22 protein-coding genes are annotated in these 22,123 nt (G+C 72.0%); 11 read left to right on the forward strand and 11 right to left on the reverse strand.

From position 1 onward, the window contains the following. The 4 genes from ON41_RS11840 to ON41_RS11855 form a co-directional block, all read left to right on the forward strand. Positions 1-967 (forward strand): ArsA family ATPase (locus tag ON41_RS11840; protein ID WP_040747631.1); only part of this gene is annotated, 967 nt, incomplete at its 5' end. Continuing rightward, positions 964-1,716, forward strand: a complete 753-nt coding sequence (locus tag ON41_RS42995) for a hypothetical protein (protein WP_246461696.1) — start codon at positions 964-966, stop codon at positions 1,714-1,716. The genes ON41_RS11840 and ON41_RS42995, both read left to right, overlap by 4 nt. Next, a complete protein-coding gene (locus ON41_RS11850; RefSeq protein ID WP_051161263.1) occupies positions 1,713-2,753 on the forward strand; it encodes an ROK family glucokinase in 1,041 nt (346 codons plus the stop codon). The genes ON41_RS42995 and ON41_RS11850 overlap by 4 nt, the downstream gene beginning before the upstream one ends. Positions 2,754-2,987: 234 nt before the next feature. Then, positions 2,988-3,710, forward strand: coding sequence for a lysophospholipid acyltransferase family protein (locus ON41_RS11855; protein WP_040747632.1), 723 nt, complete (start codon positions 2,988-2,990; stop codon positions 3,708-3,710). A gap of 153 nt (positions 3,711-3,863) precedes the next feature. Here the strand turns inward: ON41_RS11855 and ON41_RS11860 are convergent, their stop codons facing one another. After that, on the reverse strand, positions 3,864-4,361 hold the full coding sequence (locus ON41_RS11860) for a polyadenylate-specific 3'-exoribonuclease AS (RefSeq protein WP_040747633.1): 498 nt from the start codon (positions 4,359-4,361) through the stop codon (positions 3,864-3,866). Positions 4,362-4,524: 163 nt separating this feature from the next. Between ON41_RS11860 and ON41_RS11865 the strand changes: the two genes are divergently transcribed. The 3 genes from ON41_RS11865 (at position 4,525) to ON41_RS11875 (ending at position 6,753) form a co-directional block, all read left to right on the forward strand. After that, the gene (locus ON41_RS11865; RefSeq protein WP_040747634.1) at positions 4,525-5,910 is read left to right on the forward strand and encodes a class II 3-deoxy-7-phosphoheptulonate synthase; all 1,386 of its coding nucleotides are present in this window, start codon (positions 4,525-4,527) and stop codon (positions 5,908-5,910) included. A gap of 16 nt (positions 5,911-5,926) precedes the next feature. Then, on the forward strand, positions 5,927-6,229 hold the full coding sequence (locus ON41_RS11870; protein WP_040747635.1) for a hypothetical protein: 303 nt from the start codon (positions 5,927-5,929) through the stop codon (positions 6,227-6,229). Positions 6,230-6,360: 131 nt separating this feature from the next. Next, positions 6,361-6,753: a hypothetical protein gene (locus tag ON41_RS11875; RefSeq protein ID WP_157185436.1), complete on the forward strand. Its 393-nt coding sequence runs from the start codon at positions 6,361-6,363 to the stop codon at positions 6,751-6,753. Here the strand turns inward: ON41_RS11875 and pknB are convergent. After that, positions 6,728-8,677, reverse strand: a complete 1,950-nt coding sequence (gene pknB / locus ON41_RS11880) for a Stk1 family PASTA domain-containing Ser/Thr kinase (RefSeq protein WP_083905290.1) — start codon at positions 8,675-8,677, stop codon at positions 6,728-6,730. The genes ON41_RS11875 and pknB overlap by 26 nt on opposite strands. A 201-nt stretch (positions 8,678-8,878) precedes the next feature. Here pknB and ON41_RS11885 point away from each other — a divergent pair, with 201 nt between their 5' ends. After that, positions 8,879-9,247, forward strand: a complete 369-nt coding sequence (locus ON41_RS11885) for an Rv2175c family DNA-binding protein (protein WP_040747653.1) — start codon at positions 8,879-8,881, stop codon at positions 9,245-9,247. Between the two features lie 80 nt (positions 9,248-9,327). Here the strand turns inward: ON41_RS11885 and ON41_RS11890 are convergent, their stop codons facing one another. From ON41_RS11890 to ON41_RS11905, 4 genes are all read right to left on the reverse strand, one after another. Continuing rightward, complete coding sequence (locus ON41_RS11890) at positions 9,328-10,230, reverse strand: phytoene/squalene synthase family protein (RefSeq protein WP_040747637.1); 903 nt, start codon at positions 10,228-10,230, stop codon at positions 9,328-9,330. Then, positions 10,227-11,843 carry an alpha-(1->6)-mannopyranosyltransferase A gene (locus tag ON41_RS11895; RefSeq protein WP_040747638.1) on the reverse strand — a complete coding sequence of 539 codons (1,617 nt, stop codon included), beginning with the start codon at positions 11,841-11,843 and terminating at the stop codon, positions 10,227-10,229. The genes ON41_RS11890 and ON41_RS11895 overlap by 4 nt, the downstream gene beginning before the upstream one ends. Positions 11,844-11,950: 107 nt before the next feature. Beyond that, positions 11,951-13,462, reverse strand: coding sequence for a phytoene desaturase family protein (gene crtI / locus ON41_RS11900; protein ID WP_040747639.1), 1,512 nt, complete (start codon positions 13,460-13,462; stop codon positions 11,951-11,953). Positions 13,463-13,494: 32 nt separating this feature from the next. After that, on the reverse strand, positions 13,495-14,619 hold the full coding sequence (locus ON41_RS11905) for a polyprenyl synthetase family protein (protein ID WP_040747640.1): 1,125 nt from the start codon (positions 14,617-14,619) through the stop codon (positions 13,495-13,497). 114 nt (positions 14,620-14,733) lie between these two features. On the opposite strand from ON41_RS11905, the gene ON41_RS11910 reads away from it, so the two are divergent. Both ON41_RS11910 and ON41_RS11915 read left to right on the forward strand, forming a co-directional pair. Then, a complete protein-coding gene (locus tag ON41_RS11910; protein WP_040747641.1) occupies positions 14,734-15,723 on the forward strand; it encodes a methylenetetrahydrofolate reductase in 990 nt (329 codons plus the stop codon). Between the two features lie 76 nt (positions 15,724-15,799). Next, on the forward strand, positions 15,800-16,522 hold the full coding sequence (locus ON41_RS11915) for a hypothetical protein (protein ID WP_051161266.1): 723 nt from the start codon (positions 15,800-15,802) through the stop codon (positions 16,520-16,522). Between the two features lie 8 nt (positions 16,523-16,530). On the opposite strand, the gene ON41_RS11920 is transcribed toward ON41_RS11915, so the two are convergent. From ON41_RS11920 to ON41_RS11940, 5 genes are read right to left on the reverse strand one after another with little or no spacing between them, the layout of a single operon-like run. Then, positions 16,531-17,709 carry a glycosyltransferase family 2 protein gene (locus ON41_RS11920; RefSeq protein ID WP_040747642.1) on the reverse strand — a complete coding sequence of 393 codons (1,179 nt, stop codon included), beginning with the start codon at positions 17,707-17,709 and terminating at the stop codon, positions 16,531-16,533. 53 nt (positions 17,710-17,762) lie between these two features. Continuing rightward, positions 17,763-18,500 (reverse strand): LppM family (lipo)protein, encoded by a 738-nt coding sequence (locus ON41_RS11925; protein WP_083905287.1) that lies wholly within the window; start codon positions 18,498-18,500, stop codon positions 17,763-17,765. Between the two features lie 19 nt (positions 18,501-18,519). Further along, positions 18,520-19,305: a carotenoid biosynthesis protein gene (locus ON41_RS11930; RefSeq protein ID WP_040747643.1), complete on the reverse strand. Its 786-nt coding sequence runs from the start codon at positions 19,303-19,305 to the stop codon at positions 18,520-18,522. Further along, positions 19,302-20,873 carry a phytoene desaturase family protein gene (locus tag ON41_RS11935; RefSeq protein ID WP_040747644.1) on the reverse strand — a complete coding sequence of 524 codons (1,572 nt, stop codon included), beginning with the start codon at positions 20,871-20,873 and terminating at the stop codon, positions 19,302-19,304. Before ON41_RS11935 ends, ON41_RS11930 begins: the two co-directional genes overlap by 4 nt. Beyond that, positions 20,870-21,490 (reverse strand): GNAT family N-acetyltransferase, encoded by a 621-nt coding sequence (locus ON41_RS11940; RefSeq protein ID WP_040747645.1) that lies wholly within the window; start codon positions 21,488-21,490, stop codon positions 20,870-20,872. Before ON41_RS11940 ends, ON41_RS11935 begins: the two co-directional genes overlap by 4 nt. Positions 21,491-21,681: 191 nt before the next feature. Between ON41_RS11940 and ON41_RS11945 the strand changes: the two genes are divergently transcribed. Beyond that, positions 21,682-22,122, forward strand: coding sequence for an SAV_6107 family HEPN domain-containing protein (locus ON41_RS11945; RefSeq protein WP_051161267.1), 441 nt, complete (start codon positions 21,682-21,684; stop codon positions 22,120-22,122). Position 22,123 lies beyond the last annotated feature (1 nt).

The raw sequence follows: 22,123 nt of genomic DNA on the forward strand, positions 1-22,123 counted from the left end.
CCTCGATCTGGCCACGCTGGATCCGGCGGAGCTGACCGGGCTGCCCGGCGTCCAGGAGCTGCTGATGCTCACCGAGATCGCGGATCTCGCCGGCGAGGACGACTGGGACGTGATCGTCGTCGACTGCCCGCCGTCGGCGGACATGCTGCGCATCGTGACCGCCCCCGAGACGCTGCTCGGCTATCTCGAGCGGGTCTGGCCGGCGCACGTCCGCGCGCTCGCCACCATCGGCCGCGACCTGCGGCGTGCGGTGCTGGCGGCGACGGCGGAACGCATTGCCGTGGCGGTCGCCGAGGTGCGCGATCTGCTCGCCGATCGCGGTCGCACCTCCGCCCGGCTGATCACCGGCGCGGAGCGGGTGGCGGTGGCGGAGACCGCGCGGGTCCGCTCGGCGGCGGCGCTGCTGGGCCTGCGCTTGGACGAGGTGATCGTGAACAAGGTGCTGCCGCCCGTGCCGCCCGCGGATTCGGCGCATCCGGCGGTGGAGTGGTACAGCGCGCGCCGCGCCGAACAGCTGGCGGTGATCGAGGACCTACGTGCGCGGATGGCGGGCGTCCCGGTGTCGGTGGCACCGCACAGCGGGCCGGAACCGGTCGGCATCGACCTGCTCACCGGCCTGTCCCGGTCGGTCGATTCGCGCGGGAGCCGGGCGGTTGCCGCGCCAGACCCTATGCTTGGCGACGACACGAACGCCGAGGACGCGCATTCCGGCGAGCCCGTGGTGCGGTGGGAGTCGGGCGCCGGGCCGCAGTCGGTGTTCACGCTGCGGCTGCGCCTGCCCGTGGTCGACCCGGCGACGCTGCGACTGGGACGAGTGGAGGACGATTTGATCGTGGGAGCGGACGGGGTGCGGCGCCGGATGCGCCTGGCGCCGGTGCTGCGGCGGTGCACGGTCGACGGCGCCGAACTCGACGGCGGCCAGCTCGTCGTGCGCTTCCGCCCGGACCCCGAGGTATGGCCGGAATGAGCGACCACGACGACACCACCCCCGACCAGCCCTGGGCCGACCGCGTAACCCCCGGCGGCCCGGAACGAGAGTTCAACCGCGACCGCGAGGCCACGGGGGAGTCCAGCGGTGAACGCGGGGCGGGGAAGTCCAGCGGTGAACGCCCAGCGGGGGAGCCCGGTGGTGAGCGCCAAGCGAGGAAACTCAGCGGCGAGCGGGTGGGAGAGCCCCGCGGTGAGCGCCGGGCGGGGGAGTCCAGCGGTGAACGCGAGGCTGCGCGTGAGTTCGGCGGGGAGCGCCAGGCATCCGAGGGGCCCTATGGCGGGCAGCGGGCGGCGGGGGGCGAACGTTCCCGTGAACCGCGGGGGGAGGGGGCGGGGAACGGTCATCGGCACGAGGACAATCTGGGGGAGTTCGCCGAGGAGCTACGGCTGCTCGCGGAGACCATGCTGGAACGGGTGGAGCCGGTGTTGCGCCGGGCCGCTGCCGACGGCCGGGCGGACTGGGGCGGGTGCAGCTGGTGCCCGGTGTGTGCCGCGGCCGCGCTGGTCCGGGGGGAACATCACGACGTGGTCGCCGCGATCGCCGATCACGGCACGGCCATCGTCACGGTGCTGCGCGAGGCCCTGGCCGGACTTCCGGTGGAACCGGTGCTGCCGGAGGACGAGCCGGAAGGCGGTGCGCCGCAAGCCGACCCGCGTCCGCCCGGCTCCGGGGCGCGACGCCGCGGGCCCGGGTACGTCTCGATTCCGGTGCAGATCAAGGTATGACGACGCGCATCGGGCGGGAGGCGCCGCTGACCGTCGGCATCGATGTCGGCGGCACCAACATCCGGGCGTCGGTGGTCGACGGCTCCGGTGAGGTCCTGGACACCGTGCAGGCCCCGACCCCGCAGTCCGAACACGCGCTGGAGGACGGCCTCGCGCGCGCCGTGCGGGAACTGCGGGCCCGGCACGCGATCGGCGCGGTCGGCCTGGCGGTGGCCGGATTCGTCGACGAGACCCGGTCCTCGGTGCGCTTCGCCCCGCATCTGCCGTGGGAGGACAGCGCGGTGGCCGACCGGCTGACCGAGCGGCTGGGGCTGCCGGTGATCCTCGAACACGACGCCAACGCCGCGATGTGGGCCGAGTACCGGTTCGGCGCGGCCGCCGGCGCGCACAACGGGGTACTGGTCGCGATCGGCACCGGAATCGGCGCGGCGCTGCTGGTCGAGGGCCGGCTGTATCGCGGAAGTTACGGCGTCGCACCGGAACTGGGGCATCTGCAGGTGGTGCCGCACGGCCGGGCCTGCCCGTGCGGCAAGCGCGGGTGCTGGGAACGGTATTGCAGCGGAACGGCGCTGGTGGATACGGCGATCGAGCGCCTGGCCACCGACCCGCTGCGCTCGACCATCCTCGCGCGCGAGGTCCGCGCCGACGCGGGTTCGCTGACCGGACGCCGGGTGGCGGGCGCCGCCCAGGACGGCGACCCCGTCGCACTCGAGGTGATCGCCGACTTCGCCCGCTGGCTGGGCCTGGGCCTGGCCTTCGTCGGGGACATCTTCGACCCGGACCTGATCGTGATCGCCGGCGGCGTGAGCTCCTCGGCGCCACTGTTTCTCGACGACGCCCGCGAGCACTACGCCGCCGCCATCACCGGCGCCCGCCACCGCCCGCTGGCCCGCATCCGCACCACCCAGCTGGGCGAGGCCGCCGGCATGATCGGCGCCGCCGAACTCGCCCGCGCGGCCCTGACCCCCACGCCGAAGTCCGCCCGCACCACGGCCCCCCGCCCCTCGCCTCGCGCCCGGCAATCCGCCCCGAGGTAGTTCACCCCCGCCCGCTACCCGCGTCCGAGGCACCTCACCTTGTTTCCCGCGCACAACTCGGCCTGTTTCCCGCGCACCTCACCCTGTTTCCCCGGGCTTGCCCGGGGAGTGGTTCCGGCCATGTGAATTCATGGGTGCGGGCTTGGTCACAACTCGGCGGCGGCGGTAGAGTCGGCAACGACGGAGGTGCCTGCGACGAGGCCGGTCCTGTACGGATCATTGGGAAAGGACGCGATGTTCTACTGGCTGCTGAAGTTCGTTCTGGTGGGACCGCTCATGCACCTGATCAATCGGCCCAAGGCCGAGGGTGTGGAGCACATCCCGTCCAACGGCCCAGCCATCCTCGCCGGCAACCACCTGTCGTTCACCGACTGGCTGTTCACCCCGCTGCTGAGCCCCCGCCGGATCACCTATCTGGCCAAGGCCGAGTACTTCACCACGCCGGGGCTCAAGGGCCGGTTGCAGAAGTTCTTCTTCTCCGGCACGGGCCAGTACCCGATCGATCGCAGCGGCGCCGACGCCGCCGAATCCGCGCTGAACACCGCGCGCCGGCTGCTGGAGGGCGGCCGACTGGTCGGTCTGTACCCCGAGGGCACCCGCTCGCCCGACGGCCGGTTGTACAAGGGCAAGACCGGCGTGGCACGCCTCGCCCTGGAGACCGGCGTCCCGGTGATCCCGGTGGCGCTGATCGGCACCGACGAGGTGTGCCCTCCCGGTCCCTTCCGCTGGCGGCCCCGCAAGGTGACCGTGAAATTCGGTGCGCCGATCGACTTCTCCCGCTACGAGGGCATGGGCGGCAACCGCTTCGTCGAGCGCGCCGTCACCGACGAGATCATGTACGAGCTGATGCGGATGTCGGGTCAGGAGTACGTCGACGTCTACGCCTCCAGCCTCAAGAAGGCCCCCGCGGACGAGCGTCCCGACGCCGATCGGGTTCCGGAGACGCTGGCGAGCTGATTCCGGCCAAAAGCATGCCGGAAATGGTGGAGTGACGCGCCGGAACAGTGGAGTGACGCGCCGGAACAGTGGAGTGACGCGCCGGAACAGCGGAGTGACGCGCCGGAACAGTGGAGTGGCGTTGACGTCGACAGAAGGCGTGGGCGGAGGTCGCTAGGACGCCTGCCTACGCCGATGCGCCTCGATCGCTTCGTATTTCGCGAGATTGTGGCGTGCGTCGGCCAAGGCGTCGTGGGCGTCCGGCGGGACCGGCGGCAGGGGCGGGCGGCCTGCCATCTCCCAGAGCTGCCGCAGCTCGTTGGTATAGCGGGGTAGCGCGTTGGGCAGGTCGACCATCGAGCCCCACAGCTGGCACAGGGCGACGTGGTCGTACGCGCCGACCCACGCCCACAGCTCGGGCTCCACGGTCGGCCGCGGTACCAGGAAGCGGTAGAGGTCCTCGCGGATCCGCGCGCGGTCGCGCCACAGCGGCGAGGCGGGGGAGGGCAGCTTGGGCAGCACATTGCGCCGCACCCACGGCCCGGCCCGCTCCGGATCGAATTCCGTCGAGACCGCGTAATATTCGCGCCCGTCCTCGCAGACCACGCCGATCGAGACCAGGTCGATCACAGTCCCGTCCTCGATGAACTCGCAGTCGTAAAAGTATTTCAGCGCGATCCGCTCCTCGTGGTCGGCCGGGCGGGTCTCCGGCCGGCGGAATGGCCCGCGCCGATGCCGCGGGAGCCTTAGAGGTTACGGGCCTCGCGAGTGTCCTCGCGCACGCCCCCTACCTCCGGGTTACCACAGGTCCCCTCGGGGTCACTATCCTGAGCTGGTGAACTGGACCGTCGACGTACCGATCGATCGCTTGCCGGAACTGCCTCCGCTGCCTGCCGAGCTGCGTCGGCGCCTCGACGAAGCGCTCGCCCGCCCCGCCCTGCAACAGCCGTCCTGGGATCCCGACCAGGCGGAGAAGATGCGCACCGTCCTGGAGAGCGTGCCTCCCCTCTGCGTGCCGGCCGAGGTGGAGGAGCTGCGCGAGCGCCTCGCCGAGGTGGCCCGCGGCGAGGCGTTCCTCCTCCAGGGCGGCGACTGCGCCGAGACCTTCGCCGACAACACCGAACCGCATATCCGCGGCAACATCCGCACGCTGCTGCAGATGGCGGTCGTGCTCACCTACGGCGCCAGCCTCCCGGTGGTGAAGGTGGGCCGGATCGCGGGCCAGTACGCCAAGCCGCGCTCGGCGGACAAGGACGCGCTGGGCCTGCGCTCCTACCGCGGCGACATGGTGAACTCGCTGGTCGCCGATGCCGCACTGCGCGAGCACGACCCGTCGCGGCTGGTGCGCGCCTACGCCAACGCCAGCGCCGCGATGAACCTGGTGCGCGCGCTCACCGGCGCCGGCATGGCCGATCTGCACAAGGTGCACGACTGGAACCGCGACTTCGTCGCCAAGTCCCCGGCCGGCGCCCGCTACGAGCAGCTGGCCGAGGAGATCGACCGCGGCCTGCGGTTCATGAACGCCTGCCGGGTGCAGGACCCGAGCCTGCAGTCGGCCAAGATCTACTGCAGCCACGAGGCACTGGTCCTCGACTACGAGCGCGCGATGCTGCGGCTGGCGGAGAATTCGGCGGGCGATCCGGTGCTCTACGACCTCTCGGCCCACTTCCTGTGGATCGGCGAGCGCACCCGCCAGCTCGACGGCGCGCATATCGCGTTCGCCGAACTGCTGGCCAACCCGATCGGGCTCAAGATCGGCCCGACCACCACGCCCGAGCAGGCGGTGGAGTACGTCGAGCGGCTCGACCCCAACAACGAGCCGGGCCGGCTGACCCTGGTGGCGCGCATGGGCAACACCAAGATCCGCGACGTGCTGCCGCCGATCATCGAGAAGGTGCAGGCGACGGGCCACCAGGTGATCTGGCAGTGCGATCCGATGCACGGCAACACCCACGAATCCTCCACCGGCTACAAGACCCGCCACTTCGATCGCATCGTCGACGAGGTGCAGGGCTTCTTCGAGGTGCATCACGCGCTGGGCACCCACCCGGGCGGCCTGCACATCGAGCTGACGGGCGAGAACGTCACCGAATGCCTGGGCGGCGCCCAGGACATCTCCGATCTCGACCTCGAGGACCGCTACGAGACGGCGTGCGACCCGCGCCTGAACACCCAGCAGTCGCTGGAGCTGGCGTTCCTGGTCGCGGAGATGCTGCGGTGAGCGCGGCGGACCGCGCGTGTTGAACGTCATCTTTCGCGAGGTCGGCGCCCTGCGCGTCGATCGGGCGGATCGCACCATCCTGCGTTTGCTGCGCGATCGCGACCGGGACGGTATGCCCTCGGAGGTGGTGCTGCGCGACGGCAGCCGGCTGCTGATCTTCAACATCTCCTGGGGCTACGACCCGTCCGTCGCCGCGGCGCAGGTCACGACGAATATCAGCCCCAGCATCGGCGGGTTGCCGGTCGATGTGTTCAGCACGTCGGCGGTGGTGGCGATCAACGATCCGGAGACCGGCGCGCCGCTGTTGGCGGTGGCCTGAGCGCCCGCTGGGTTAACGCCACGCGAAATAGTTAGCTGAGCGGTTGCTGTTGTGGTCCTCGTGGGTTAGGTTCTACGTGTCCGTTACCGGTGGTAACGGGCTCACTGAGGGATCTGCCCTGGGAGGACCGGATGAATGCAGTAGCGGTAGCCGACGGCGTGCGCCCCGCCGCCGAGCGGCTCGGCGCCGGCCGTGGCCGAATGATGGGACGCGACAGGGCCGCCCTGGTACAGCACGAACTCGTGATCGACGGCGTGCCGGCGACGGTCGTCATCGAACGCCCCGAATCCGAACGCTCCGCGTGGCGCTGCCGGGTCCGGATCGCCCGCGGGATCGGCAGGCTCGAGCAGTCTCAGGTCGTCGGAACGAGTGCGAGCGCCGTTCTGGAGCAGGCGCTGGATCTGGTCGCCGCGCGCGTCGGGCTCAGCGTGGCCGAGGTTCTCGGCGGCGCGAGCGTGGGAGCGGAACTGGCGCGGCCGCAGCTCGGGGAGCAGCGCGTCAGAACGGCAGCACGACGAGGGTGACGGTGCTGCCGGGCGCGGCGCCGGCCCCGGCGATCGGCGTCTGGCCGCGGATCGTGCCGCGATCGTTGCCGGTGAAGATGTTGCTGAGGACCACATTCAGGCCGAGGCCCTCGAGTTCGGTGCGGGCCGCCTGCACGCTCTTGCCCCCGACGTCGGGGATCACCACGGTATTCGAGACGATGAGGGTGGCGGAGGCGCCGGACAGCAGGCTGGTGCCCGCGGCGGGATCGGTGCCGATCACCTGATCGGACTTGATGCGCGGATCGAATTCGGATCTGGTGTCGCCCACCGTGATTCCGGCCTGCTCCAGCGCCGCGCGGGCCTCGTCGGTGGTCTTGCCGCGCACGTCCGGCATCTTCACGGGCGCGGAACCCTTGCTGCGGTACACCTTCACCGACGCGCCCATGGGCAGTACCGTGCCCGGTCCCGGTTCCAGTTGCGCCACAGAGCCTTTCGGGGCGGTGCTGGGTCTCTCTCCGCTGTCGACCGGGATCAGCCCGGCGTCGCGGATCGCCTCGCGGACCTTCTCGACCCCGTCACCGGGCTGGAAGGGCGGAACCTGTGGTTTGCCGCTGGACACCAGGATCGCCACGGTGGAGCCCTTCACCACGCGCGCCCCGGCCGCCGGATCGGTGCCGACCACGCCGCCGACGGGGATGGTGTCGGAGGCCTTGTTGCGGATCGTCGTCTCGAATCCGGCGTTTTGCAGGGCGGTGGTCGCGCGGCCGCTGTCCATTCCCGCGATCGGCGGCACCGCCGAATATCTCCCCACGCCCAGCCACCAGCCGCCCAGGCCCAGCAGCAGCGCCAGCACGACGACGATGGCTGCCCAGATCAGCACCCGCCGCCGCGATCGGTTGCGGTCGGCCTCGAATTCGTCGACGTAGGGCTGCTGATGGGGCGGGGGACTCGCGTATTCGGGGTGCGGGTCGGGGCGCGGTTGCGTCGCGGTCATCACCCGGGTGTGCTGCGGTGCGGGCGGTTCGGCCGCCATGCGGGTCGTCACGTCCGCGGGCGGGGCGGCCACGGCGGCGGACGGCGTCGGGCCGATCCGGTAGTGCGCCGACATGTGTTCCGCCGACTCCCGCGGCGCGGGCACGCGGTAGTCCGGCAGCCGCAGGTCGTGGGCGATCCGCCGCATCTCCCCGGCCATCTCGGTGGCGTCGGCGTAGCGGTGCGCGGGCTCGCGGGCGGTGGCACGCGCGACCAGCTCGTCGAATTCCGGCGGCACCCCGGGGATGAACCGGCTCGGGCTGGGCACGTCCTTCTCCACCCGCTGATACGCGATCGACAGCGAGGTGTCGCCGCTGAACGGGGTACGCCCGGTGAGCAATTCGAAGATCAGGATCCCGAACGAGTACACGTCGCTGCGCCCGTCGGCCCGGCCGTCGGTGACCTGCTCGGGCGAGAGGTAGTGGGCCGTGCCGAGGATCACGCTCGCCGAGGTCATATTCGATCCGGCGGCGGCGCGCACCAGGCCGAAGTCGGCGATCTTCACCTCGCCCGCGTCGGAGATCAGCACGTTCTCCGGCTTCACGTCGCGGTGCACGAGGCCCGCGGCATGCGCGACGCCGATCGCCTGGAGTACCGGTTCGGCCACCGCGTAGACCGCGTGCGGGGGCATCGGCCCGCGTTCGCGCAGTAGTTCGCGCAGGGTGCCGCCCTCGACCAGTTCCATGATCAGGAACGGGTGGTCGCCGTCGATGCCCTGGTCGTACACGGCGACCAGCGACGGATGCTTCAGCTTGGCCACCGAGCGGGCCTCGAATTCGAAGCGGCTGAGGAATTGCGGATCGCCGGCGAATTTCGGATCCATCACCTTGATCGCCACCGGCCGGTCCAGCCGGGTGTCCACCCCCCGAAACACCATCGACATACCGCCCCGCGCGATCGGCGCGTCGATGCGATAGCGCCCGTCCAGCATCTGGCCGATCAACTGATGTCCTCCGACTTTCACAAAGCTCTCACCTCTCGCCTCGGCTGCGACAAGCGAATGCCGCCTCCGTGACGGCTCTGTCCGATGGTATAGGCGCAGACGGCGGTGGCGTCTCACCGCGTGCGGGCGTGCCAGCGACGCGGGCACCGCGACGCGGCGTCCGGGCACCGACGAGCTACCGTTATGCGGGTGAGTGCCTTTCCTTGCAGCGACGATGTCGTACCGGAGTCGGTGACCCTGCTCCCGCTGCCCGATGTGGCCGAGCAACTCGGTATCCCCGTGACGCGCGTCCACCAGCTGTTGCGCGACCATCAACTGCTCGCGGTGCGCCGCGAGGGCATCGCCGGCATCCCGAAGGATTTCTTCGACTCCACCGGCGCCGTCGTCAAGCCCCTGCCCGGCCTGATCACGGTCATGCGCGACGCGAAGTACACCGACGAGGAAATCCTCGAGTGGATCTACACCGAGGACGACACCCTCCCGGGCCGCCCCGTCGACGCCATCCACGGCCCCCTCGCCCGCGAAGTGGTCCGGAGGGCGGCCGCGGAGCCTTTCTGATTCCGGCCAAAAGCGTGCCGGAACCACGAGTGCGGGAGGGGCCGGACCATGTTTCCGGCGTGCTTTTGGCCGGAAACACGCTACGGCAGAACGGCAGCCGTGAATTCCCCCGCCGCCACCCGCAACCGCCGACCTACCGGCACCACCGCCCGCCGCGCGAAAATCGCGTAGTCCATCCGCTCCACCCGATCCAGGATCTCCCCGTACAGCACGGCGGCGGTCCGTATAGCGGGGCGGACACGCGGCTGGAGTAGTGCGATACCGGGTTCGGCGCGGCGGTAGATCGACCGGTTGACGGCGATCAGATGCGCCAGCGCGCGCCGGACCCGGGGATCGGTGCGGCCGGTGCGGTGGCAGTGGGCCAGCAGATCGTGGTCGACGCCGAAGACGGCGAGATCCTCGGCGGGCAGGTAGATCCGGCCGCGGTCGAGATCCTCGCCGACGTCGCGCAGGAAATTGGTGAGCTGGAACGCCTCGCCCAGCGCGGCGGCGGCCGGTTCGGCCGCCTCGCGCGGCCCGACCGTGCCCAGCACGGGCAGCAGTTGCAGGCCGATCGCCGCCGCCGACCCGCGCATGTACTCGCGCAGCTCGTCCATCGTGGTGTAGCGATCGCGGAACAGCGCGGTGCCGGGCACATCCATGCGCATGGAGTCCAGGAAGGTCCGGAAGTGCTCGGGCGCGATACCGAACCGCTCGATGGTGTCGCCGACCGCGGCCAGCACCGGCGCCCACGCGGGCGGCTCGGCGTCGGAGGCGTGCCCGGCCAGCCGGTCGCGCAGCAGCCCCTCGATCCGATCCAGCTGTCCCGCGGCATCTTTCGCGCCCCCGTCGACGATATCGTCGACCGTGCGCGCGAAGGCGTACAGCGCGTGCACGGCCGGGCGCTGCTCGGGGGCGAGCAGCCGGGTGGCGAGGTAGTAGGTGCGCCCGTGGGCGGCGGCGACGGCCCGGCAGTGCCGGTAGGCGGCCGGATCGCCGGTCACTGCCTGATTCTGCCGCTGTCCGCGCGCAGCCGGAGCGGATCCACCGTGCGCAGCGACAGCGCCGCCACCACGGCGACGAAGAGGGCCACGGTGGTGTGCACCGGGTTGTAGAGCCCTATCGCGCCGCCCGGCTGGAAGATCAGCATGAGCCAGGTACACACGCCGACCAGCACCATCAGCGTCCGGGTCGACATCGCGAACCCGGCCGCCAGCGCCAGCGGCCACGAGTAGTACCAGGGCAGCGCGGCGGGGGACAGGATCACGATCGCCACGAACGCGATCAGGATGCCGAGGACGGCCTCCCTCTCGGTGTTCTTGAACCGCCACCACGTCCACCCGAGGATCGCGATGAGCGCGATCGCGCAGATGGCCCGCGTCACCACGAGGACAGGCGATTCCGCGCCATCCACACGCAGCGGCGTGATCCAGCTGATCGCGTGCGCCATCGCGGTCGGCAGCGACAGCCAGTTGATGATCTTCTTCGAACCCGACAGCGCGGTGAGCCAGCCGATCCCCACCCCGGCCAGCGCCGACGCCGCGGCGAACACCACCGCGAACACCGACAGCCCCAAGCCGCCGATCTTCGCGAAGGTCCACAGCGGATGCGGCAGCGGGCCCTTATTCTCGGCCGCCCGTCGCTCCCGTTCGTGAATCATCCAGATCCACACCAGGAACGGCAGCGCCACGCCCGCGGTCGCCTTGATCGCCACGCCGATCGCGACCACCACGATGCCGGCCGCGTGATGGCGCTCCAGCACCAGCGCGATGCCGGCGGCCATCAGGCCGACCATCAGCATCTCGTTGTGCACGCCGCCGATCAGGTGGATCAGGACCAGCGGGTTGAGCACGGCCAGCCACAGCGCGACCGTCGGCTTACCGCCCAGATGCTTGGTGAGATGCGGGATCGCCCACATCATCAGGGCCAGGCCCGGCAGCATGACCAGGCGCATCGCCCAGGTGCCCGCCACCAGATTGTCGCCGGTGACCGTGGTGATCAACTTGCCGAGCAGCAGGAAGAGCGGGCCGTAGGGCGCGGTGGTGGTGGTCCAGACCGGGCTCACATTGTCCAGCAGCACGCCCGGACTCACCACCGGGGCGACCGTATAGGGGTCGTACCCGTCGCGCAGCAGCGCGCCCTGGGCCAGGTAGGAGTAGACGTCGGCGCTGAACATCGGCACGGCGAACAGCAGCGGGAAGATCCAGATGCCGACGATCGCGCGCAGTTCGTTGAGCGTCACCGCGCTGCCGTGCTCGCAGGTGCCGATCGTGATGCGTCCCAGCCGGACCCACGCGACGATCATCGCCAGCACGCCCAGCCAGATGCCGATCGTGGCCAGCGCGTAGCCGTGGCCGAAACGCAGCCAGGACAGGTGCACGGCCTCGAGGAGCGGGTCGCTGCGGCGGACGGCGCCGGCGCCGAAGCCGCCGACGGTGATCATCAGCGAGCCCCAGAAGCCGAGCAGCGCGGCATGGCCCTCGGGGCTACGGAAGAAGTCGGCGGAGAGGTGGGTCCACCAGCGCAGGGTGCGCGGGACCGCCGGGGCGCCGGCGGGCGGTGCCTCGGGAATTACTGTGGCCGCTACGGTGGCGGTATTCGCATCGGGGGTCGGCATAGTTCGTCGGGTCCCCCCGGGGAAGTCGGTGCGGTCTGGTCCGCGGTCAACAGGTCGCCGCAAGTTTAATGGGTCCCCGGGAACCCTAGCGCGTCGGTCGCCGGGTCTCATGCCGGGGCGACGATCCGCCGCGCCGCGAGCTTGCCGGAGAGCAAGGCCGTCGGCACCCCGACGCCCGGCGTGGTGCCGCACCCGGCCAGTACGACGTTCTCGGCGGTGCGCGGGAGATTGCGGGTGCGGAAGGGGCCGGTCTGGCGGAACAGGTGGGCCGCCGAGAACGGGGTACCGGCGAGCATGCCGCGCTCGTGCCAGGTCCGTGGCGTGTCGAGGTGGTCGACGGCGAAGTGGTCGGCGATGCCGCGGTAGCCGCGCCGCTCCAGCACCAGCACTAGTTCGCGCAGGTACGCGGGTCCGAGCCGATCCCAGGACAGCGGCGCCGCATCGAGATTCGGGCAGGGCGCCAGCACCGACAGCGGTTCGTGGCGGCCGCTCGGGCGCTCGACGATCAGGCCCGGATCGCCGAGGGCGGGCCGGGTCAGCAGCAGCGAGGGATCGGTCATGAGGCGGCCGCGCCGGCCCGCGATCTCGGTGAAGGTGCCGCCCCAGGCCGCGCCGAAGTCGATGGTGTGATGCCCTTGCACCGGCCAGCCGGCGGCGACCTCGGCCGGGACGGTCCCGTGCGCGACGACGGCCGAGGGCGAGGCCCGCAGCGGGCGGCGGCGCAGGCCGAACCGGTCCAGCGCGCCCACGTCGGCGGTGAGAACGACGGCGTCGCAGTCGAATGCCCGTCCGTCGGCGGTGCGTACGCGGCGGGCTCGTCCGCCCGCGTAGTCGATCCCGGTGACCTCGGTCTCGAACTCCAGGTGCCCGCCCGCCGCCCGGAACGCCGTGGCCAGGGCGGCGGGTACGGCGCGCATACCGCCCTCGGGGAAGTAGACGCCCAGACTCGTATCCATATGCGGGATAGCGCCGTAGACCGCCAGCGCCTGTGCGGGGGCCATGCCCGCGAACAGCGCCTGGAAGGTGAACAGCCGCGCCAGCCGATCGTCGCTCAGCGTGCGCCGGACCCGGGGGCCGAGCCGTCCGAACGCGCCCAGCCGGACCAGATCGGTCAGCGCCGCCCGGCTCTCCGGATGCCGGACGAGGTCCAGCGGCGAATCGAAGTTGGCATCCATGAACCGGTCGTAGGCGGCATCGTAGACGCGGCCGAGCCAGTCCCGCAGTCGCAGATAGCGATCCGCCTCGCCGGCGCCGCAGGCGCGGGTCACCTCGGCGGCCATCGCGTCCGGGTCGTCGAAGACGTCGATGGTGGAGTCGTCGGCGAAACGGGCCCGGTAGGCGGGTGCGAGCCGGTGGATCCGCAGGCCCACGGTCGCCGCATCCGACCCGACCGCGGCCAGGGCCTCGTCGATGAGCTTCGGCAGGGTGAGAATCGTTGCGCCGGAATCGATCTCGTAATCGGCGAAGCGGTACCGCCCGACCCGCCCGCCCGGGTGGTCCGCGCGTTCCAGCAGCGTCACGGCGCGCCCGGCGCCGAGCAGCCGCAGCGCCGCCGACAGGCCGGACAGCCCGGCGCCGATCACGACGATCCGATCGGCCGGACCCACAACGGTTTTCACGACGGGTAGCTCCCAGGTTCGTGGTCGCGCGGTCAGGCGACCCGGCGAGTGGCGGCCAGGGCCATCGCGCGCAGGCGCTGCTTCGCCTCCGCCGTGGCCGAACTGGACTCCAGGGCGGCCAGGCCGCGGTCGGTGAGATCGGCGATGCGGCGCTCGACCTCGCCGACGGCGCCGAGATCGGTGATGAGGGCGCGCAGGTGGGTGACCTCGTCCGGCGTCAGGTCGGTGCCCAGCGAGGTGCGCAGCAGTTTCGCGGCCGTGGGGGAGTCGGCGTCGGCGCGGCGCAGCGCCTCGGCGATCAGCACCGTCCGCTTACCCTCCCGCAGATCGTCCCCGGACGGTTTGCCGGTGACCGCCGGATCGCCGAAGACGCCGAGCAGGTCGTCGCGCAGCTGGAACGCGATCCCGATATCGGTCCCGAATTCGCGATAGGCCGCGACCAGCGGGGGACCGGCGGCGGCCAGCGCCGCGCCCAGGTGCAGCGGGCGCTCGACGGTGTAGGCGGCGGTCTTGTAGCGGTTGATGCGCAGGGCGGCCTCGACCGAATCGTCGGCTCCCGCCTCGCCGTGGATGTCCAGCAGCTGCCCGCCCATCACCTCGGTGCGCATCGCCGCCCAGACCGGGGCGAACCGGCGATGGGCCGCCGCGTCCAGGCCCGCCGCCGCCACCATGTCGTCGGCCCAGGCGAGGGCCAGATCGCCGATCAGCACGCCCACGCTGATCCCGAAATGCCCGGAGTCGCCGGACCATTCGCGCTCCCGGTGACGCTCCTCGAAGTCCACGTGCACGGTCGGGAAGCCGCGCCGGGTGCGCGAGGAGTCGATGATGTCGTCGTGGATCAGGGCGCACGCCTGCACCAGTTCCAGTGCGGCGCAGGCGCGCAGCACCGCCGCCGCCTGCGGCCCGTCCGCGGCGCCGCCGGCGCCGAGCCAGCCGGTCCAGGCGAAGGACGGGCGGGTGCGCTTACCGCCGCGCAGCACGAAGTCCTCCAGTTCCGCGGCCGCGTCGACGACCGTGGGGCCCATCTCGCCGACCAGCTCCCGCCTGGAGTCGAAGAAGTCCCGCAGCACCCGCTCGACGTCCGCGACCAGGGCGGCGGGGCCGATCGGCGCCGACCGTGTCGGTGTGCCCGGTCCGGCGGACATTGGAACCTCCAGGATCTGCGAGTGGTCGGAGCGGCGGCCCCCGGGTGAAACCTTACCGACCTCCGGATTCGTGCCCGCCGCGCCCAGGGCGGCGTGCGCCGGGTTCGTCCCACTTACACTGGTCCGGTGAGTTTCGACAACGTTGGGGGACGCCCGACCTCAGGCCGGACGCCCCGCGTGTCCGGAACTCCGTCCGTGGTGGGGCAGCTGGTCAAGCGCGCCGACGGGACCATCCCGTTCTCCGTGGAGTTCAACCCGCCGCGCGACGAGGCCGCCGAGGCCCGGTTGTGGCGGGCGGCCCGCGAATTCGAGCGCATGCACCCGGCCTTCGTGTCGATGACCTACGGCGCGGGCGGGTCCACCCGCGACCGCACCGCCCGCGTGACCGGGCAGCTCGCCCGCGAGACCACGCTGCTGACGGTGGCGCACCTGACCGCCGTCGAGCACAGCGTCGCCGAACTGCGCTCGATCGTCGGCACCTACGCCGACGCCGGAATCCGCAATCTGCTGGTCCTGCGCGGCGACCCGCCGGGCGACCCGCTCGGCGAGTGGCGCCGCCATCCCGAGGGTGTGGAGTACGCCGAGGAGCTGGTGCGCATGGTGTGCGGGCTCGGCGACTTCCACGTGGGCGTGGCCTCCTTCCCGCAGGGCCATCACCGCTCACCGGACCTCGACCACGACACCGCCTACCTGTGCGCGAAACTGCGTGCGGGCGCGGAGTATTCGATCACCCAGATGTTCTTCGACGTGGAGCACTACCTGCGGCTGCGGGACCGGGTGGCGGCCTGCGATCCGGTCGAGGGCGCCAAGCCGATCATTCCGGAACTCATGCCGATCACGTCGCTGCGCACCGTGCAGCGCGCCGAGGAACTGTCCGGCCGCCCGGTGCCCCGGCGCCTGATGGAGCGGCTGGAGCGCGCCGCCGGCAACGATCCGGAGGCCAACCGCGCCGCGGTGCGCGAGGTCGGCATCGAGATCGCCACCGAGATCGGCCGCCGGCTGATCGAGGAGGGCGCGCCCTGCCTGCACTTCATCACGCTCAATTTCGCCAAGGCCACCACCGAGGTGCTCACCAATCTCGGCTACACGGTGACGGCGGCTCCCGCTCGCGCCTGATCGGCGTTTCTCCGCCGTTAGCGGGCGGTGTGCCGGGTACGGTCTCTTCTCGACCGCGACGACGAGGAGATTTCCGATGGGCGTGCTGCGTAGTCTGATCCGTGTCACCGGGGCGGTGAGCGCCTCGATCGCGCTGACCTGCACCGTCGCCTCCACGGCGGTGGCCGGGCCCCCGGATCCGGACGTCACGCCCGAGGCCGCGGTCGCCGCCGCCGACCGGGCCGACACCGCCGGGCCGTCGGATTTGCTGGCTGCCTACCAGCTCGCGGTCGACAATCTGAAGCAGATCGGCGTCCAGCCCTTCCTGTATCCGACGGCCTCGGCGTTCTGCCACGACGGCACCACCGCGGGCCTGGTGCCCGCGATGGCCGGCGCGGTGCCCGGACCGTGGCCCAAGCCCACTGTGGCCATGCCCGGCCTCGACACCTCGGCCGTGAAGTCCGGCCAGACCATGTTCGCCTTCGTCCCCTACGGCCTGGCCGCCGACGGGGCCGACACCTCGGGCATGCAGGTGGCCTGGTTCAACGCGAACACCGGCCGCGGCGGCTTCGCCGCGATGAACCCGATGTCGCAGGTCGTCAAGGCGATGGTCCCGGCGAACGTCCCCGCCGAGGTCCGGCCCCTCGCCGAACAGGCGGTCCAGAACTTCTTCGCCGCGGCCCTGCCCGCCGGCGGCGTCCGCGCCGTCCCCGTGGACACCGGCCACGGCACCGTCCTCGCGGCGATGTTCGGCTCGGTCCGCAACGGCGACCACACCTGCTACTTCCTCCCGACCGTGGGCATGGTCCCGGTCCCCTGACCGGACGCTCAGACCGCGCGGGCGGGGAGGGTCCGGCCCTTCCAGGTCAGGGCGCCCGCGCGGTGCAGGCGGTGGGAGCGGACGGAGAGCCGCAGGTAGGCCGCGACGGAGACGGGGTGGGCCAGGGCGGCCGCGACATCCGCCGGTCCGGGCATGCCGCCGGATTCGAGGGACCGGGCCAGCAGCCGGGCCGCGACCGCACAGGCGTAGCCGATGCGGCCGATGCGGCGGATCCGGCCCCGGCCGAGCAGCGCGGCTACCGGCGGCGCCCAGAACGCCAGGGCCGCGACCGCGCCCACGGCGGCGCTCCCGGCCGCCGAACCGTACGCCGACCACAGCCAGCGCGTGTAGCCCGTATCGAGATCCGTTGCGCCGCGGTACATCCGGGTCCGCGCGACGCGGCCCCCGGCCACCAGCACGGTGCGGTGCCCGGCCCGGCGCAGCGCGCGGGCCAGCGCCAGATCCTCGGTGATATCGGCGGCGACGGCGGTGTGCCCGCCCGCGGCGCGATACGCGGCCGCGTCGAACACCAGGAACTGCCCGCACGACACCGCGGTCGAGGGCCGGAGGCTCCGGTTGGCCGCGAAGATCGGCAGCGTCGTCGCCCACGACCAGCACAGCAGCGGCTGCACCAGGGCCTCGGCGATCGATCCGGCCCGCTGATACGGCCACGGCGACACCAAACCCGCTCGCGTCCTGCGCAATTCGCCGACCGCGGCCGCCAGCGCGCCCGGCCGCAGCCGCACGTCGGCGTCGAGGAAGACCAGCACTCCGGCCGGCGCGTCGGCGGAGGCGCCCGAGACTCCGGCGATCTCGGCCAGGCGCGCGCAGGCCGCGGATTTACCGGTCCAGCCGGGCGCGGGTTCGGCATCGGCGCCGATCACCGTGAACCGTTCGTCACCCCCGGCCGCGGCGGCCGCCGCCTCGTAGGTGGCATCCGTCGACCGGTCGTCGAGCACCAGCACCCGCATCCGCGAAACCCCGTGCTGCGCGCGGAGATCCGCGATCAGCCGGGGTAGTCGCTCGACCTCGTCGCGGGCCGGGACGCACACCGTCACCGGTTCGATCACGGTGGTGTGCGCGGTATCGAGTTGCCGGACGGTCAGCCGGTTGAGCGCGGCCGTCGCGGCGCCGATCGCCGCGAGGACGCTCCCGGCCACGACTGCTTGCTCTCGTGTGCTCCTCATGTGCCATCCAGCTTTTCACACGAGGCGTCGGCTGTCTCGTCCCCGCCGTGACGTCAGGCGTTGGTGCGCGAGGCCCAGGGTGGCGTGGGGTTGCGGCTGATGTACGCGAGGACCGCGACGATGGCGGCGACGGCCAGGGTGACGCCGCCGACGATGCCCGCCCACCCGGCGAACGAGCGGGTGTTGGGGTCGGCGTACTTCACCTCCGCGCGCACCGTGCTCACATCACCGGGCGGCAGCTTCCAGGACACGATCGAATCGCCTTCGCGCGTGCCGTTGGTGGTGGCTACCCGGGACGGGAACGCGACGGTGAACTGCACGTCCGAGCCTTGCGGCGGCACGGTGCGCAAATCGATCCGGCCACTCAGCGTGACGAGGTCGCCGGTGCGGTTGAACTGGAGGTTGAACATCCCCTGCGTCTGGTCGGACAGCTGCCCCAGCTGCTGTACCTCGCCGAAGGTGAGATCGTCGAAGTAGACCTGGCTGCCCGTATACCCGTCTTGCGCGTACGGCTCCACCCGGACCTTGGCCGACAGCGAGTCCGGCACCTTGAGTTCGGGGCCCTTGTCCTTGTCGTTGGCCGGGATGGTGGCCGCGACGATGCGCCCCGACACCCGGTCGTTCGACGACACGCCCATCGACGCCTGCAGGCGCAGGCAGCCCGCCAGCAGAGGCATCAGCATGGCCGCCAGGACCACGAGTGACCAGGCGCGATGGCGACGCCGACGTGGCGCGGACGCGCTCGGACCGGACGGCTTCGGGGATGTCGGACTCGGCTGCACGGCACACATCGTGCCATGGCCCGGCGGATCATCCGGTACGCGACGGGCCGGTAACGCGGCTCCCGCCCCGGAACCCGCTCGCCACCAGCGGTATTCCGAGCAGTCCCAGCCCCAGCAGCCCGTACCCCGCGGACACCGGCAGACCGAGGAAGGCGACGTGCGCGAGCGCGGACCCCAGCCAGGTCCACAGGAAGACCACGATCGGGACGGCGTCGGTGCCCCGGACCCGGGGATATCGTCGCCCGAGCAGTTCCAGCAGCACCGCCATCGCCAGCGAGACCGCGAGCCAGCCGAGATAGTTCGTATAGGGGATCTGCGGCAGTCCGGGCAGCCCCGGATGCGCCGAGCACCAAGCCCATTGGCCGTCGGCGACCATCTGCGGATCCAGGAACAGATCCCAGCCGACCGCCCCGAGCGCCGTCAGCCCGATGCGCACCGAGGCCCGCGAGCCCAGCCGGTTCGCCACCACCCACACCGGATACAGCCCGCCGGTCCAGGCCAGCGGCACCAGCAGCGGCACATCCGCCAGTGCGGGACCGAGCCGGCCGTGCGCGTACTCGTAGCAGCCGAACGGGAATCCGTATGCGGTGCCGACGGTTTCGGCGAGCAGGCCGAGGCCCGAGACGATCGGCACGAATCCGGCCGCGAACCGCACGCCGCGCGTGTACCCGGCGTGCAGGAGGGCCGTGGCCACCGACAGCAGCACCACCGCCACGGTCACCCGGTCGCGGCCCGGCCCCGTGGCCAGGGGATAGGCGATCTGGGCGAGGATCAGCGCGATCGCCGCGACCGCGGGCAGCCTCCGCGCGGTCATGCCCGGCGCGGCCGCGGCAGCCGCACCCGCCGCAGCTCGCGCAGTGCCAGCCGGGCGGCGCTGCGCCCGGCGGCTCCCGACACTCCGCCGCCGGGATGCGTCGACGCGCCGGTCAGGAACAAGCCCGGCGCACCGGGCACGCGATGCCCCGACAGCTCCGGCAGCGGCCGCCAGAAGAACATCTGGTCCAGCGACATCTCCACGTGCATCACATTGCCGCCGATCAGGCCCAGCTCGCGCTCCAGATCGACCGGGGTCTGCACCAGCCGCTCCCGCACCGAATCCGCGAAACCCGGTGCGGCGGAGTCGACCTCGGCGATTATGCGATCACCCTCCCGTTCGGCGTGCGCGCTCCAGTCGCTGCCGTCGGCCAGCCGGTAGGGATGCCACTGCGCCCACAGCGACAACTGATGCTGACCGGGCGGCGCGATGGACGGATCGAGCGCGCTGAAACTCATGGCCAGCACCACCGGTCGCGGCGGCAGGTCCCCGGCGAGCGCGGCGCCGTGCGCGAGCCGCAGCTGCCGCCGGTCGGTCGCCAGCAATTGCAGGCCGTGCGCGGACTCCTCGGCCGACGCGCCGGGATAACGCGGCAGCGCGTCGGTCGCGGCGCGCACCACCATCCCGATTCCGGGCCCGACCCGGATGCGCCGCCGCCAGCCGTCCACCGCCGCCGCGTCGAATCCGCCGCTGCGCAGCAACTCCAGCGTGGTCAGGATGTGGGTGCCCGCGATCACGGTGCGCGCGTGCAGGTTTCGGCCCGACGCGGTGCGCACCCGCCAGCCGTCCCCCGCGCGGCGCAGCTCGGTCACGGCGTCTCCGGGCGACACCACGCCGCCGTCGGCGCGCAGGCGGGCCACCAGGGCCGCGCTGAGCGCCCCACTTCCTCCCACCGCGCGCCCCGGCGGCAGCTCGTGCAGCAGGGCGGCGAACGCCACCATCGGCGCGGTGCCCGGTTCGGACATCGGCGGCCCGGACTGGGCGCCGAACCACGCCAGCGCGGCCTTCAGCCGCTCGTCGCGGAACCAGGCGTCCAGCAGCGCGTCTCCGGACTGGAGGAACTCCCGCGACAGCGCCGCGCCGCCGTCCCGCGCGTCCAGGCCCCAGAACGAGCGCAGCAGCCGCCCCGGTCCGGGCGGGCCCGCGAACGCCCGCATCACCCGCCGCGCCCGCGGACCCCACTCCCGCACGAAACGCCGGTAGGCGTCCGCGTCGGACGCGCCGCAGGCGGTCTCGATCGAGGCGCAGGTGCGGTCCAGGTCGCGGTGGAAGACGATGGGGGCCAGGTCGCTCCCGGCCGGTGCGGGCGCGAAACCCCAAGGGTCGCAGTCGATATAGCGCAGGCCGAAGCGTTCCAGCGCCAGCTCCTCGATGATGCCGGTGTGGCGGACCATGATGTGCGCCGAGGATCCGCGATCGACCAGATGCCCGGGGAACCGCTCCACCGTGGACACCGCCCCGCCCAGCACCTCGTCGCGCTCGAGCACCTCCACCGGATGTCCGGCCCGCGCCAGATAGCAGGCCGCGACCAGTGCGTTGTGCCCGGAACCGACGACCAGGACGGTCACGAGTCCGCGAGCGGCAGCCGCCGCCCCAGCACCGCGAACCGCCGCGTGTCGCCGGAGAAGACGAAATGCCTGACCACATCCGTGAAGCCCTGACGCCGGTACAGCCGCCACGCCCGGTTGTCCTCGTGATCGACCTCGGGCGTCGACAGCAGCACCGCCTGCTCGGGACGGTTGCGCAGCAGCCGCACCAGCAGCGTCTCGCCGATGCCCCGGCCCTGTGCGGCGGGATGGACGTGCAGCTCGGTCAGCTCGAAGTAGTCCGCGAGCAGGTCCTGCGCCGCGTGCTCGGGCCAGCCGGAGCGGCGCATCCCGTTGTGCACCTGCTGATGCCACCACTGGTGCGGGGCGCCGTGATAGCCGTACGCCACGGCCACCAGCGGCGCCGTGCGCAGATCGACCCGCCCGTCGTCGTCCGGTATCAGCGCGCCCACCGCCTGCCAGCCGGGCCGGGTGGTGTGCTCGGTCCACATCGGCGCGCGATGGTGTTCGGTGCCGCGCGGATAGTCCATCGCCGCGACGTACACCCCCAGCGCGTCGTGCAGCCGCGCGCGGAGCGCGGCCACCGACAGGTCGACGACGACGGGGGCGGGGGTGCGGTGCGGTCTGAGGGCGGTCATGTCAGGGCGGCGCGGCTCTCGTTCGGCGGCGGCCGGCGCACTCGAGGGGGAGACGAGCGCGGGCGCGGAAATTTGTCGGTGGTCGTCTCTATATTCACACTCAATTGAAACGTTCGAATACCTGTTCGGTCCGCCCGGTCGGCGATGTCCTTCGGCGGGCCCGGGTATGCGAAGGGTGTGGAGGTACCGCAATGGCTGGTCGGATCGGGTATCCGGGGCGTTCAGGGCGGGCGGGCGGTCTGCTGGACCGCGCCGACGGGCTGCTCCTGCAGTCCACCGCCGAGGGCGACCCGCGCGAACGGTTCCGCACCGCGTATCTGGCGGCCCTGCGGGGCGCCGGCGCGGTGCTGGCGATCACCGGCGCCGACCGCGCGCCGCGAGCCCGGTCGCGCAACGCGTGGGTGCTCATGCAGCAGGCCGCGCCCGAATTCGTGATGTGGGCCGACTACTTCAGTTCCTTCTCCGAAACCCGCGCCGCGATCGAGGCCGGCCTGGACCGCCCGGTCGACGCGCGGCGGGCCGACGAGTTCGCTTCTCGGGTAGGGGCATTCCTGCACGACGTCGAGGACCTGGTCACCACAGCCGCCCGGCTGCGGCCCGCGGAGGGGCATCTGGGGGACGGCACGGCCTGAA

It is taken from the genome of Nocardia transvalensis NBRC 15921, from assembly GCF_000308875.1.
Lineage (GTDB): Bacteria > Actinomycetota > Actinomycetes > Mycobacteriales > Mycobacteriaceae > Nocardia > Nocardia transvalensis.

Excerpts from the sequence above, each read along its gene's own strand:
- ON41_RS11850 (WP_051161263.1), top strand. The coding sequence starts at position 1,713 with ATGACGACGCGCATCGGGCGGGAGGCGCCGCTGACCGTCGGCATCGAT.
- ON41_RS11940 (WP_040747645.1), bottom strand. The coding sequence starts at position 21,490 with ATGACCGCCCTCAGACCGCACCGCACCCCCGCCCCCGTCGTCGTCGAC.
- ON41_RS11875 (WP_157185436.1), top strand. The coding sequence starts at position 6,361 with ATGAATGCAGTAGCGGTAGCCGACGGCGTGCGCCCCGCCGCCGAGCGG.
- ON41_RS11920 (WP_040747642.1), bottom strand. The coding sequence starts at position 17,709 with ATGAGGAGCACACGAGAGCAAGCAGTCGTGGCCGGGAGCGTCCTCGCG.
- pknB (WP_083905290.1), bottom strand. The coding sequence starts at position 8,677 with ATGCTGGACGGGCGCTATCGCATCGACGCGCCGATCGCGCGGGGCGGT.
- ON41_RS42995 (WP_246461696.1), top strand. The coding sequence starts at position 964 with ATGAGCGACCACGACGACACCACCCCCGACCAGCCCTGGGCCGACCGC.
- ON41_RS11895 (WP_040747638.1), bottom strand. The coding sequence starts at position 11,843 with ATGCCGACCCCCGATGCGAATACCGCCACCGTAGCGGCCACAGTAATT.
- ON41_RS11945 (WP_051161267.1), top strand. The coding sequence starts at position 21,682 with ATGGCTGGTCGGATCGGGTATCCGGGGCGTTCAGGGCGGGCGGGCGGT.
- ON41_RS11930 (WP_040747643.1), bottom strand. The coding sequence starts at position 19,305 with ATGACCGCGCGGAGGCTGCCCGCGGTCGCGGCGATCGCGCTGATCCTC.
- ON41_RS11855 (WP_040747632.1), top strand. The coding sequence starts at position 2,988 with ATGTTCTACTGGCTGCTGAAGTTCGTTCTGGTGGGACCGCTCATGCAC.
- ON41_RS11925 (WP_083905287.1), bottom strand. The coding sequence starts at position 18,500 with ATGTGTGCCGTGCAGCCGAGTCCGACATCCCCGAAGCCGTCCGGTCCG.
- ON41_RS11915 (WP_051161266.1), top strand. The coding sequence starts at position 15,800 with ATGGGCGTGCTGCGTAGTCTGATCCGTGTCACCGGGGCGGTGAGCGCC.